Genomic DNA, 13211 nt, shown 5'->3' with positions numbered 1-13211 from the left:
CGCCGCCCTTTGCGAGACCGAGCGTGAAGCTGAGGGATGTGGTTCTGGTCAGTCCTCGTCGGCGTCGGACTGTTCCGCGAGCCCCTTCTCCAGGACCCGCCCCTCTCCCGGGGCGAGTGAGCCCAAGATCCGGTTCAGGTCCTCCATCGAGGCGAACTCGACGACGATCTTGCCCTTCTTCTGACCGAGGTCGACCTTCACACGGGTCTCGAAACGGTCCGAGAGACGCGTCGCCAGGTCAGTGAGCGCGGGGGAGACACGGCCACCGGCCCGGGGGCCCTTGGCCTTCGGGCGCTTGCGGGTCTCGGACGCCATGAGCGTCACGATCTCCTCGACCGCCCGCACGGACAGACCCTCGGCGACGATCCGGTATGCGAGCTTGTCCTGCTCCTCAGGATCGTCCACCGACAGTAGCGCCCGCGCATGACCGGCCGACAGCACTCCGGCGGCGACCCGGCGCTGGACCGGAGGAGACAGCCGCAGCAGACGCAGCGTGTTGGAGACCTGCGGACGCGACCGTCCGATCCGGTCGGCCAGCTGGTCGTGGGTGCAGTCGAAGTCCCTCAGCAGTTGGTCGTAGGCAGCGGCCTCTTCCAGAGGGTTGAGCTGCGCCCGGTGCAGGTTCTCCAGAAGCGCGTCCAGGAGGAGCTTGTCGTCCTCGGTGGCCCGCACGATGGCGGGGATCCGCTCCAGGCCGGCTTCGCGGCAGGCCCTCCAGCGGCGCTCGCCCATGATGAGTTCATACCGCTCGGATGCCGTCTGTCGTACGACGACCGGCTGCAGAAGGCCGACCTCCTTGATGGAGACCACGAGTTCCGCCAGCGCGTCCTCGTCGAAGACCTCACGCGGCTGCCGCGGATTGGGCGTGATCTCGTCCAGCGACAGCTCTGCGAAATATGCTCCCGCCGGCATCTCCGGCAGATCCGCGGCCTCGGACTGCTGGGGCAACGACACCGCGCCGTCCTCGGCCATCACCGGAGGAAGGGTGGTCACCTTGGCGGCAGCCACACCCCTGTCTCCGGTGAGCGGGGGAATCCCTCCGGGGGACGTGGATGCTGTCCCCGCCGTGGTCTTCTTCCGCTCCTGGGGAGCGGCGGGGATCAGCGCACCCAGTCCACGCCCCAGCCCCCTCCGTCGCTCGCTCATTGGATCCCCTCCGACATGCTGTGCTGATGGTGCTGGTGGTGCTGACCGCCCTGGTGCGCGTGGTGGACGTCATAGTGGACGCCGACGTTGCGGAGGGCGATCTCCCGAGCCGCCTCCAGGTAGGAGAGCGCGCCGCTGGAGCCCGGGTCGTAGGTGAGGACGGTCTGTCCGTAGCTCGGCGCCTCCGAGATGCGGACCGACCTGGGGATACTGGTACGCAGAACCTCGTCCCCGAAGTGGTTGCGCACCTCCTCGGCCACCTGCGACGCCAGCCTCGTCCGGCCGTCGTACATGGTGAGCAGGATCGTGGAGACATGCAGTCCGGGGTTGAGGTGTCCCCGCACCAGCTCGACGTTCCGCAGCAGCTGCCCAAGGCCTTCGAGTGCGTAGTACTCGCACTGGATGGGAATCAGCACCTCGGCACCGGCCACCAGGGCGTTGACCGTCAGCAGTCCGAGCGAGGGCGGGCAGTCGATGAAGATGTAGTCCAGCGGTTGCTCATACGCCTGAATCGCTCGCTGCAGTCGACTCTCCCGCGCCACCAGCGACACCAGTTCGATCTCCGCACCGGCGAGATCGATGGTTGCCGGGGCGCAGAAGAGGCCTTCGACGTCCTGGACGGGCTGCACCACGTCGGAGAGAGGCTTGCTGTCCACCAGGACGTCATAGATGGAGGGGACCTCGGCGTGGTGGTCGATACCGAGGGCCGTCGAGGCGTTGCCCTGAGGGTCGAGGTCGATCACCAGCACCCGTGCACCATGCAGGGCCAGAGAGGCGGCGAGGTTGACCGTTGTCGTGGTCTTCCCCACCCCGCCCTTCTGATTGGCGACGATCATGACACGGGTCTGCTGGGGGCGGGGCAGCCCCTCACCGGCCCGGCCCAGCGCCTGTACCGCCAGCTGGGCGGCCCGGCCGACGGGGGTCTCGTCCACCGAAGGCAATGTTTCACGTGAAACATTGCCCCCGGGCGACTCGCTGCGGGGACCAGGGACCGGTTCGGTCATCGGTCCCGCGATGTTGGCGTCGGACCGCACGGATTCACTCTCCTCGGCTTCAGGCTCACGATGGACAGAGCCTGCCATGCTTTCGGGCTCGTGAACCAGCGAGGCCCCTGCTTCTGTGGAGGAATCCACGGTTGTGGACAATTCCGTAGCCCTCACGGGGGACGTGCGATGTCGGGGTGTGGCGGCCGCACGGCCGCGGCTGATGATTCCCTGCAGCAGTGAGCGACGTTTCACGTGAAACACGATGCACGCGCCACAGGATCAAGGCCTCACGACACTCCGAAATAGGTACGTATGAGGATCAAACCGGGGCGTCATCGCCGTACCCGGTGAGGGGTTCAGCGGCAGCGCCCCGGCGTATTCCACGTCGGCCTCCAACGGTTCGGTGCAGGCCGCAGAAGTTCAGCGGCGGCGCCGGGCCCGGGCCGCCTTGGCCCTCTTTGCCGCGAACCTCACACCGCCAGGGCTCTCCCCGACCTCGACCCGGACCACGGTCGACAGCGGACTGACGATGCCCTCTCCGACGTGCAGGACGGAGGTGCCGACGACACCCAGCTTGCTCAGGGCCGCACGAGCCGCCTGGATCTCCTCCTCGGCGGTATCGCCCTTCAGCGCCAGCATCTCACCGTACGGACGGAGCAGCGGAACGCCCCAGGTGGCCAGACGGTCCAGCGGGGCGACGGCCCGTGCGGTCACGACATGGACGGGAGGCAGCTTGCCGAGCATCTCCTCGGCCCGGCCGCGTACGACCGTCACATGGTCGAGGCCGAGCAGCTCGACGACCTCCTGGAGGAAGGTGGTCCTGCGCAGCAGCGGCTCCAGCAGAGTGATCTTCAGGTCCGGGCGGACCAGGGCAAGTGGGATGCCGGGCAGTCCCGCGCCGGAGCCCACATCGCACACGGTCACACCCTCAGGAACGACCTCGGAGAGTACGGCACAGTTCAGCAGGTGCCGTTCCCACAGACGCGGCACCTCTCGCGGTCCGATCAGTCCGCGCCTGACTCCCGCGTCCGCGAGCAACTCCGCATAACGGACCGCCTCCGGGAAGAACTCACCGAAGACCGTGCGCGCCTCCTCGGGCGCAGGGGGAAGTTCCTCTGCATCCGTCACGGGAACCCGTCCTTCCATACCGCACTACCGCGCTGGGTGGCTGACTATCAGGCTGACAAAGCTCGGCCCCGCCTGCGCAACAGACGGGGCCGACACAACGAACGTGGAGGGTCAGGCGGGAAGCACGATGACGAAGCGCTGCGGCTCCTCGCCCTCGGACTCGCTGCGCAGACCGGCCGCGGCGACCGCGTCGTGCACGACCTTGCGCTCGAAGGGCGTCATCGGCTTGAGCCGTACCGGCTCACCGGTGTTCTTCGCCTCGTCCGCGGCCTTGGCGCCCAGCTCGGTGAGTTCGGCGCGCTTGCGGGCCCGGAAGCCGGCGATGTCCAGCATGAGCCGACTACGGTCCCCGGTCTCCCGGTGCACGGCGAGTCGGGTCAGCTCCTGCAGCGCCTCCAGCACCTCACCGTCGCGGCCCACGAGCTTCTGCAGATCCCGGCCGCTCGCGTCGCTGATGATCGAGACTGCGGCCCGGTCTCCCTCGACGTCCATGTCGATATCGCCGTCCAGGTCAGCGATGTCGAGCAGGCCCTCAAGGTAGTCAGCCGCGATCTCGCCCTCCTGCTCCAGGCGGGTCAGGGTGTCGCCACCCTGGGCGGCGGACGTGGTGCCTTCCGTCACGGATGGACTCCTTCTTACTTCTTGGACGACGGGTGCTTGGGCCGCTGCTGACCCTTGCGCTGTCCGGACTTGGCTTGGCGTGTGGAACCGGACGAGGCCTTGCTCCGCTGCCCCGGAGACGAGGACTCGGACTTCTCTTCCGCCGACTCCTCGGACTTCTTCTCCAGGGACGGCTTGGCGGTGGTCTGCTGCGCGGCGGACTGGCGCTTGGCCTTGGTCTGGCGTTTGGGCTGCTGGCGCCGGGTTCCGGTGGCCTCTGCCTCGGCGACCGCAGGGTCGGCCTTCTCCACCGTGCCGTCGGCCTGGGCGGCGAAGCCCGCCTTGGCGAGGGCGGAGATGAAGCGGCGCTCGTTGTCGTTGCGGTCCGGGCCCTTGGCCACGATCGCCTGGACGACGTTCCGCTTGCGGCGGCCACGCACCTCGCCGTGGTGGGAGACGCTCTTCAGCAGCCGCTGGAGGTAGTGGTCCTGGGCCTGGCTGCCGGGTGTCGGGTTCTGGTTGATCACGTACATCTGCTGGCCCATGGTCCACAGGTTCGTGGTCAGCCAGTAGACGAGGACACCGACGGGGAAGTTGACGCCCATCACGGCGAAGATGACCGGGAAGATGTACATCAGCATCTTCTGCTGCTGCATGTACGGGGTCTTCACCGTCAGGTCGACGTTCTTCTGCATCAGCTGGCGCTGGGTGAAGAACTGCGAGGCCGACATCAGCACGATCATGACCGCGGTGACGATGCGGACGTCCGTCAGCGAGGCCTCGAGCGCCTTGACCTTCTCCGGGGAGTCCATGAACTTCGCGGCGATCGGGGCGCCGAAGATGCGCGCCTCGCGTGCGCTGTTGACCAGGCTCTGATTGAGGCTGCCGATGGTCTCACCGGAAGCGATCTTGCTCAGTACGTGGTACAGCGCGAAGAAGAACGGCGACTGCAGAAGGATGGGGAGGCACGAGGAGAGCGGGTTGGTGCCCGTCTCCTTGTACAGCTTCATCATCTCTTCGGACTGACGCTGCCGGTCGTTCTTGTAGCGCTCCTGGATCGCCTTCATCTTCGGCTGGAGCGCCTGCATGTTCCGCATCGACTTGATCTGCTTCACGAAGAGCGGGATCAGACAGATGCGGATCACGATCACCAGGGACACGATGGAGAGACCCCAGGCCGCCCCCGAGTCGTCCCCGAAGATCGCCCCGAACAGCTTGTGGAACTGAACGATGATCCACGAGACGGGTCCGGTGATGAAGGCGAACAGATTTCCAATCGTGTCCACTAATCAAGCTCCTTGAGCATTGGGCGAGGTCTCGGCGGCCGGGCTCGTCCCGTCGGAGTGCCCGCCCCTGCCACGCAGCCATGCGCGCAGCATCTCGTGCCAGCGGGGCCGCTTGCGCGGCGGTACATGGTCCACACCGCCGGGGGACCACGGGTTGCACCGCAGGATCCGCCAGGCGGTCAGGGCCGTGCCTTTGATGGCGCCGTGCCGGTCGATGGCTGTGTAGCCGTAGTGGGAACACGACGGGTAGTACCTGCAGACGGGGCCCAGCAGCGGGCTGATCGTCCACTGGTAGATCTTGATCAGGGCCAGCAGCGGGTACTTCATCGCGCGCCCCCTCCCAGCCGCCGCAGGGCGGCGTCCAGGTCTCGGGCCAGCTGTGCATGGTCGGCGTCGCCCGCGCCGGGCAGCGCTCGTACTACAACCAGGCTACCGGGGGGCAGCGCGGCGAGTCGCTCACGCATCAGATGGCGCAGACGCCGCTTCACCTGGTTGCGGACGACCGCACCACCCACGGCCTTGCTGACGACGAAACCCGCACGCGTCGGGGGAGCGCTCTCCCCAGGCGCGTGCGGGTCCGTTGTACCGCTGCGTAGATGGACGACGAGGGTCGGACGGCCTGCCCTGCGGCCTCGCCGTACCGCGGTCGCGAAGTCCTCGCGCCGCCTCAGCCGATTCTCGGTAGGCAGCACGTCATGACCTGGCCGCGATCAGGCGGACAGGCGAGCGCGACCCTTGCTGCGGCGGGTCGCCAGGATCGCGCGGCCGGCACGCGTGCGCATCCGCAGACGGAAGCCGTGGGTCTTGGCACGACGGCGGTTGTTCGGCTGGAAGGTGCGCTTGCTCACTCGGGGGCTCCAGAAATGAATCGTGGGGTGGCGGGGCATCGCTTGGCTGTCACCGTGCGCCCACGAGTAGCTCGCAATACGCCCGAGTGCACCGCTATACGATCACCTGAGCGATCTTTGCCCATCGGAGGCAGGCGGCAGCAGCCATCGACAACTCGACCTGGTCACGGTACGCGCGGCTACGCCATCCGGTCAAACCAGCCTCTCGCCGCCAGGTCCTGCGCTGCCACGCACCAGTCACCCACCCGCCCTCTGTACACAGGCTGTGGACAACAACTTGAACCGCGCGAGGCGCCGCGACTACCGTGGCTGAACTCGGATTCCTTTCCTGCCTGTCCTTCCCATCCCGTCCCAAGAAGCGCGCATTCGCGGGACCTGTGAGAGAGCGTGCCCCGTGGCTGACGTACCTGCTGATCTTGCCGCAGTGTGGCCACGCGTCCTCGAGCAGCTGCTCGGAGAGGGGCAGCAGGGCATCGAGCCGAAGGACAAGCAGTGGATCGAACGCTGCCAGCCCCTCGCCCTCGTGGCCGACACCGCGCTGCTCGCCGTCCCCAACGAGTGGGGCAAGCGTGTGCTGGAGGGCCGGCTCGCGCCGTTGATCAGCGACACCCTGAGCCGTGAGTGCGGCCGTCCCATCCGGATCGCGATCACCGTCGACGACTCCGCCGGTGACCAGCCGGGCCCCGGACCGGGGCCCGAGCGGCCCCAGCCCCCGCAGCCGCGCTACGACGAGCGCGGACAGGGAGACGCATACGACGGATACGGGCACCGCCCCTCGATGGAGGACAGCCTGCCGTCGGTCCGCCCCGCCTACCCCGCCGAATACCAGCAGCGCCCGGAGCCAGGCTCCTGGCCGCGCACCCAGGAGGACCTCCCCTGGCAGCAGCCGCGCCACGGCTACCAGGAACGCGACCCGTACGCGACGGCCCGGCCGCAGCAGCCGCACCACGACTACGGGGCACCACGCGGGGGCGAGCAGCCCTCCTCGTACGACTCCGCTCGCGGCGAGCGCCGCGACCTGCCGGAGCCGCCGGGGCAGCACCGCCCGGGCGGCCCCGGCGGAATGAGCGGAACCGGTTCGATGAACGGCCCCGGCGGCGGTGTGCAAGGGGGCGCGGGCGGTAGCGGGGCACCCGGCGAGCAGCACGCGCGCCTGAACCCGAAGTACCTGTTCGACACGTTCGTGATCGGCTCGTCCAACCGGTTCGCGCACGCGGCGGCCGTCGCCGTGGCGGAGGCTCCGGCGAAGGCGTACAACCCCCTCTTCATCTACGGGGAGTCGGGCCTCGGCAAAACGCATCTGCTGCACGCCATCGGCCACTACGCGCGCAGCCTCTACCCGGGGACACGGGTGCGGTACGTGAGCTCGGAGGAGTTCACCAACGAGTTCATCAACTCGATCCGTGACGGCAAGGGCGACACCTTCCGCAAGCGCTACCGCGATGTGGACATCCTGCTGGTCGACGACATCCAGTTCCTGGCGAGCAAGGAGTCGACGCAGGAGGAGTTCTTCCACACCTTCAACACGCTGCACAACGCCAACAAGCAGATCGTGCTGTCCTCGGACCGGCCGCCCAAGCAGCTGATGACCCTGGAGGACCGGCTGCGCAACCGCTTCGAGTGGGGGCTGACGACGGATGTGCAGCCGCCGGAGCTGGAGACGCGTATCGCGATCCTCCGCAAGAAGGCGGTGCAGGAGCAACTGAACGCTCCGCCGGAGGTGCTGGAGTTCATCGCCTCCCGCATCTCCAGGAACATCCGGGAGCTGGAGGGCGCGCTGATCCGCGTGACGGCCTTCGCGAGCCTCAACCGGCAGCCGGTGGACCTGGTGCTCACGGAGAGCGTGCTGAAGGACCTGATCCCCGGCGGTGAGGACACCGCACCGGAGATCACAGCAGGAGCGATCATGGCGGCCACCGCGGACTACTTCGGGCTGACGGTGGAAGACCTGTGCGGCTCGTCGCGGAGCAGAGTGCTGGTCACCGCCCGGCAGATCGCGATGTACCTGTGCCGCGAGCTGACGGACCTGTCACTGCCGAAGATCGGTGCGCAGTTCGGCGGGCGGGACCACACGACCGTGATGCACGCCGACCGCAAGATCCGCGCACTGATGGCGGAGCGTCGGTCCATCTACAACCAGGTGACGGAGCTGACCAACCGCATCAAGAACGGCTGAGAGACCCGGCTGGGAGGCCGGCCGGACCCGCCGAGGGCGTCCGGGGACATGGTCCCTGGGCGCCCTGTGGCGTTCTCGAGCCCGGCAGACAGTGGCCCACAGGGCCGGTGGACAGTGCGGACGGCCGCCGGGCCTGTTCGAATTGCTGTGTGCGCCACGGCGTTCTCCACAGGTCTGGGGGCTAAGCCTCATCCACAGGCTGGGGACTGGTGAGTTATCCGGATGTCATCCACAAGAGGGGTGGTCATATCCTCATCACCGCAGGTCAGAGGCCTGTGGAATTGTGGCTGACGAGACTCCACAGGCTGTGGACAACTTGCTTGCCCACAACAGGCGTCCGACGTTGTCCACCGGCAGCCCACAGGGAACATCCCTTGGTCCACAGCTTCTCCACACGGCTGTCCACTGTTCGGCAACGAAACACTCCGCCTCACCGGCAGGAGTGAAAGCCGTCACACGAAGTTGCTGGGTTGCCCTGTGGGGAACCGGGGTAAAGCTGGGGACGAGGCTGGGGAGAAGTCATGCCTGCCTGTGTATGGGGTGTGCACAACTTCGCCGTTTCCACAGCGCCCCCTGGTTGTCCACCGGTCGCACCCACAGGGGCAGTGGACAAAAAACCAGGTTTGACCTGCGCGAACAGGGTTATCCACCGTTTCCACAAGCCCTACTACTACTCCCACACATAGTTAGCCAGGGAATCGCTTCGAAGCGGGGCCTGTGCACAACTCGAGGCCGGACCTCTGGCCACGGCTTGCGGCGACTTGACCCCGAGCCGCACCGGGTGTCGGTGGCGTGCGTCAGACTGGACCCCGGCATCCACACATCTGCTGCCGCAGCTGCCGCAGAGGAACCGATGCCGACGAGGAAGGCCAGCAGGGCGAGCCAGTGACAGCAGGAGGCGGCTAACCGTGAAAATCCGGGTGGAGCGCGATGTACTCGCGGAGGCGGTGGCCTGGGTGGCCCGCAGCCTCCCGGCCCGTCCGCCCGCGCCTGTGCTCGCGGGCCTTCTCCTGAAGGCGGAGGACGGCGCCCTCAGCTTCTCCAGCTTCGACTACGAGGTCTCGGCGCGGGTCTCGGTGGACGCGGAGGTCGAGGAGGACGGCACGGTGCTCGTCTCCGGCCGCCTGCTCGCCGACATCTGCCGCGCCCTGCCCAACCGGCCCGTGGAGATCTCCACAGACGGTGTACGGGTGACCGTCCTCTGTGGATCCAGCCGCTTCACGCTGCACACCCTCCCGGTGGAGGAGTACCCGGCGCTGCCGCAGATGCCCACCGCGACCGGCACGGTCCCCGGCGAGGTCTTCGCCTCCGCCGCCGCCCAGGTGGCCATCGCCGCCGGCCGGGACGACACGCTGCCCGTGCTCACCGGTGTGCGCATCGAGATCGAAGGCGACACGGTCACCCTGGCCTCCACCGACCGCTACCGCTTCGCGGTCCGCGAGTTCCTGTGGAAGCCGGAGTCCCCGGAGGCCTCGGCCGTCGCGCTGGTGCCCGCCAAGACGCTGCTCGACACCGCGAAGGCACTCACCAGCGGCGACACCGTGACGCTGGCGCTGTCCGGTTCCGGTGCGGGTGAGGGCCTGATCGGTTTCGAGGGCGCGGGCCGCCGTACGACGACCCGGCTGCTGGAAGGCGACCTGCCGAAGTACCGGACGCTGTTCCCGACCGAGTTCAACTCGGTGGCGACGATCGAGACGGCGCCGTTCGTCGAGGCCGTCAAGCGGGTGGCGCTGGTCGCGGAGCGGAACACCCCGGTCCGGCTGAGCTTCGAGCAGGGCGTGCTCATCCTGGAAGCCGGCTCCAGCGACGACGCACAGGCTGTGGAGCGCGTGGACGCCCATCTCGAGGGCGACGAGATCTCGATCGCCTTCAACCCGACGTTCCTGCTGGACGGCCTGAGCGCGATCGACTCACCGGTGGCCCAGCTCTCGTTCACCACGTCCACGAAGCCCGCGCTGCTGAACGGCAAGCCGGCGGTGGACGCGGAGGCGGACCAGGCGTACAAGTACCTGATCATGCCGGTGCGGCTGAGCGGCTGAAGCCCTGGTCGTGACGGTTGACGACTGAGCGGTTGACCCCACAGGTGTGCGCCCGCGTCCGGGCGTAGTCTCGGACGCGGGTACGAACTCGCACACGACGCGTAAGGAAGATCTGATGGAGCTCGGTCTCATCGGCCTCGGCAAGATGGGCGGCAACATGCGCGAGCGCATCCGCCGCGCGGGCCACACCGTTGTCGGGTACGACCGCAACGCCGACCTCGCTGATGTCCACAGCCTCGAGGAGCTTGTGGGCAGGCTCAAGGGTCCGCGCGTCGTGTGGGTCATGGTCCCCGCCGGTGAGGCGACCCAGTCGACGATCGACCAGCTCGCTGAGCTGCTCTCCCCCGGCGACGTCGTCGTCGACGGCGGCAACTCCCGCTGGACCGACGACGAGAAGCACGCCGAGGAGCTGGCCGCCAAGGGGATCGGTTTCGTCGACTGCGGCGTCTCCGGTGGTGTCTGGGGCCTGGAGAACGGCTACGCCCTGATGTACGGCGGTGACGCCGAGCACGTGGCCCGGGTCCAGCCGATCTTCGACGCGCTCAAGCCGGAGGGCGAGTTCGGCTCCGTCCACGCGGGCAAGGTCGGTGCCGGCCACTTCGCGAAGATGGTCCACAACGGCATCGAGTACGCGATGATGCAGGCCTTCGCCGAGGGCTGGGAGCTGCTGGAGGCCGTGGACTCGGTCACCGACGTCCGCGAGATCTTCCGCTCCTGGCAGGAGGGCACGGTCATCCGCTCCTGGCTGCTCGACCTCGCCGTCAACGCGCTGGACGAGGACGAGCACCTCGAGAAGCTGCGCGGCTACGCCCAGGACTCCGGCGAGGGCCGGTGGACGGTGGAGGCCGCCATCGACAACGCCGTACCGCTGCCCGCGATCACCGCATCGCTCTTCGCGCGGTTCGCGTCCCGCCAGGACGACTCCCCGCAGATGAAGATGATCGCCGCGCTGCGCAACCAGTTCGGCGGCCACGCGGTCGAGTCGAAGAAGTAATCCACAGGCTGGGCGGCCCGCCGCCCCTCGGGCGGCGGGCCGCCCAGCCGCCACGCCGGGGAAGGTCGGCGCCACACACCATGCACGTCACGCATCTGTCGCTGGCCGACTTCCGCTCGTACGCCCGGGCCGAGGTTCCTCTCGACCCGGGCGTCAGTGTGTTCGTGGGACCCAACGGCCAGGGCAAGACCAACCTCGTCGAAGCGATCGGGTACCTCGCGACGCTGGGCAGCCACCGGGTGTCGTCCGACGCCCCGCTCGTACGGATGGGAGCCCAGCGGGCCGTCATCCGCGCCGCGGTGCGGCAGGGGGAACGACAGCAGCTCGTCGAGCTGGAGCTGAACCCGGGGCGCGCCAACCGCGCCCGGGTCAACCGGTCCTCGCAGGTCAGACCGCGGGACGTGCTGGGGATCATCCGGACCGTGCTGTTCGCACCCGAGGACCTGGCGCTGGTGAAGGGCGACCCGGGTGAGCGGCGGCGGTTCCTGGACGAGCTGGTCACGGCCCGTACGCCCCGCATGGCCGGGATCCGCTCCGACTACGACCGCGTCCTCAAGCAGCGCAACACGCTGTTGAAGTCCGCCGCGCTGGCACGCAGACACGGCGGCCGGTCCATGGACCTGTCCACGCTGGACGTGTGGGACCAGCACCTGGCCCGGGTCGGGGCGGAGCTGCTCGCCCAGCGGCTGGATCTCGTCGCGACACTGCAGCCGCTGACGGCCAAGGCGTACGAGCAGCTCGCGCCCGGGGGCGGGTCCGTGGCGCTGGAGTACAAGCCGTCCGCCGAGGGGATCGGTGCCGGAGCGGCCGGCCGGGAGGAGCTGTACGGGCAGCTGCTCGCCGCGCTCGCAGGCGTACGCAAGCAGGAGATCGAGCGGGGCGTCACGCTGGTCGGGCCGCACCGCGACGACCTCGTGCTGATGCTCGGGCGGATGCCGGCGAAGGGGTACGCGAGTCACGGGGAGTCCTGGTCGTACGCGCTGGCGCTGCGGCTGGCCTCGTACGATCTGCTGCGCTCGGAACCGTACGGGGGCGGCGAAGCCTCGCCTGAGGGCGGTGGCGGGAGGCGGGCGGGCGAGCCGGTGCTGGTGCTCGACGACGTCTTCGCGGAGCTGGACGCGCGGCGGCGGGAGCGGCTGGCGGAGCTGGTCGCGCCGGGGGAGCAGGTGCTGGTGACGGCGGCTGTCGACGACGATGTGCCGGGCGTGTTGAGGGGCGCGCGGTATGCGGTGTCGGAGGGAACGGTGGAGCGGCTATGAGCGGGCCTTCTCCTCAACAGCCGTCCGGTCCCTCCGCCGCTCCCACGGCTCCCGAGCCGTCCGGTGTCGATCTCGCGCGGGTCGCGTTGCGTGCCGCCAAGGAGCAGGCCAAGGCGCGAGGGGCCGCCGCGCAGCAGAGGAAGCAGGCCAAGCGGGGCGGAGGGCTGCGTTCCGGGGCACGGGCCGACGGGCGGGACCCGTTGCCGCTGGGCGCCGCGATCAACCGGCTGATCACCGAGCGCGGGTGGGAGGCGCCCGCCGCGGTGGGCGGGGTCGTGGGGCGCTGGCCGCAGATCGTGGGCGAGGACCTGGCGAAGCACTGTGTGCCGGTGCGGTATGACGACGACCCGGATGTGCGGGTGCTGACCGTGCAGTGCGACTCGACGGCGTGGGCGACGCAGCTGCGGCTGCTGGCGCCGACGCTGGTGGCGCGGCTGAACGAGGATCTGGGGCACGGGACGGTGCGGGTGATCAAGGTGCTGGGGCCCGGGAGCGGGCCTCGGCGGGGCTATGGGCCGCTGCGGGCGCCGGGCAGTCAGGGGCCGGGCGACACGTACGGCTGACGGGTGCCGGGGGCCGTCCCCCGGTGTGCCCCCTTCCCGCAGCGGGCGCCGCTGCGGCCACCCGCTCCGCCCTGTGTGACGCCTGGAGGCGGGGGAACGGAACCCCTGCCTCCAGGCGTCCTTTCATGAGCTGTCGCTCACCGTCGCCGGTGGTTGACATCCCGAAGCGCTGAGTGCCCGTGTGAG

13 protein-coding genes are annotated in these 13211 nt (G+C 68.8%); 5 read left to right on the top strand and 8 right to left on the bottom strand.

Annotated elements, in window-relative coordinates:
- Positions 1-48: 48 nt before the first annotated feature.
- The 8 genes from I3F58_RS04255 to rpmH form a co-directional block, all read right to left on the bottom strand.
- On the bottom strand, positions 49-1146 hold the full coding sequence (locus I3F58_RS04255; RefSeq protein WP_240106810.1) for a ParB/RepB/Spo0J family partition protein: 1098 nt from the start codon (positions 1144-1146) through the stop codon (positions 49-51).
- Positions 1143-2228, bottom strand: a complete 1086-nt coding sequence (locus I3F58_RS04250) for a ParA family protein (protein ID WP_275678100.1) — start codon at positions 2226-2228, stop codon at positions 1143-1145. Before I3F58_RS04250 ends, I3F58_RS04255 begins: the two co-directional genes overlap by 4 nt.
- 324 nt (positions 2229-2552) lie before the next feature.
- Positions 2553-3260 (bottom strand): 16S rRNA (guanine(527)-N(7))-methyltransferase RsmG, encoded by a 708-nt coding sequence (gene rsmG / locus I3F58_RS04245; RefSeq protein WP_240106809.1) that lies wholly within the window; start codon positions 3258-3260, stop codon positions 2553-2555.
- Positions 3261-3371: 111 nt separating this feature from the next.
- The gene (locus I3F58_RS04240; protein ID WP_240106808.1) at positions 3372-3881 is read right to left on the bottom strand and encodes a R3H domain-containing nucleic acid-binding protein; all 510 of its coding nucleotides are present in this window, start codon (positions 3879-3881) and stop codon (positions 3372-3374) included.
- 14 nt (positions 3882-3895) lie between these two features.
- Complete coding sequence (yidC, locus tag I3F58_RS04235) at positions 3896-5146, bottom strand: membrane protein insertase YidC (RefSeq protein ID WP_240106807.1); 1251 nt, start codon at positions 5144-5146, stop codon at positions 3896-3898.
- Between the two features lie 3 nt (positions 5147-5149).
- The gene (gene yidD / locus I3F58_RS04230) at positions 5150-5473 is read right to left on the bottom strand and encodes a membrane protein insertion efficiency factor YidD (RefSeq protein ID WP_240106806.1); all 324 of its coding nucleotides are present in this window, start codon (positions 5471-5473) and stop codon (positions 5150-5152) included.
- A complete protein-coding gene (gene rnpA / locus I3F58_RS04225) occupies positions 5470-5838 on the bottom strand; it encodes a ribonuclease P protein component (protein ID WP_240106805.1) in 369 nt (122 codons plus the stop codon). The genes yidD and rnpA overlap by 4 nt, the downstream gene beginning before the upstream one ends.
- An 18-nt stretch (positions 5839-5856) precedes the next feature.
- Entirely contained in the window at positions 5857-5994 is a 138-nt protein-coding gene (gene rpmH, locus I3F58_RS04220; RefSeq protein ID WP_003975051.1) for a 50S ribosomal protein L34, read from the bottom strand.
- Between the two features lie 394 nt (positions 5995-6388).
- On the opposite strand from rpmH, the gene dnaA reads away from it, so the two are divergent.
- The 5 genes from dnaA to I3F58_RS04195 all read left to right on the top strand — a co-directional run bounded on the left by dnaA (position 6389) and on the right by I3F58_RS04195 (position 13025).
- Positions 6389-8170, top strand: coding sequence for a chromosomal replication initiator protein DnaA (gene dnaA / locus I3F58_RS04215; protein ID WP_308354947.1), 1782 nt, complete (start codon positions 6389-6391; stop codon positions 8168-8170).
- Positions 8171-9078: 908 nt separating this feature from the next.
- Positions 9079-10209, top strand: coding sequence for a DNA polymerase III subunit beta (gene dnaN / locus I3F58_RS04210; protein ID WP_240106804.1), 1131 nt, complete (start codon positions 9079-9081; stop codon positions 10207-10209).
- Between the two features lie 115 nt (positions 10210-10324).
- Positions 10325-11203: a phosphogluconate dehydrogenase (NAD(+)-dependent, decarboxylating) gene (gene gnd / locus I3F58_RS04205; RefSeq protein ID WP_240106803.1), complete on the top strand. Its 879-nt coding sequence runs from the start codon at positions 10325-10327 to the stop codon at positions 11201-11203.
- A gap of 80 nt (positions 11204-11283) precedes the next feature.
- Positions 11284-12462 (top strand): DNA replication/repair protein RecF, encoded by a 1179-nt coding sequence (gene recF, locus I3F58_RS04200; protein WP_240106802.1) that lies wholly within the window; start codon positions 11284-11286, stop codon positions 12460-12462.
- Positions 12459-13025 (top strand): DUF721 domain-containing protein, encoded by a 567-nt coding sequence (locus I3F58_RS04195; protein WP_240106801.1) that lies wholly within the window; start codon positions 12459-12461, stop codon positions 13023-13025. The genes recF and I3F58_RS04195 overlap by 4 nt, the downstream gene beginning before the upstream one ends.
- Positions 13026-13211: the final 186 nt, after the last annotated feature.

Origin of the sequence: Streptomyces sp. MUM 203J (assembly GCF_022414595.1) — a bacterium.
Classification (GTDB): domain Bacteria; phylum Actinomycetota; class Actinomycetes; order Streptomycetales; family Streptomycetaceae; genus Streptomyces.
This window is presented reverse-complemented; position numbering and strand designations above follow the sequence as displayed.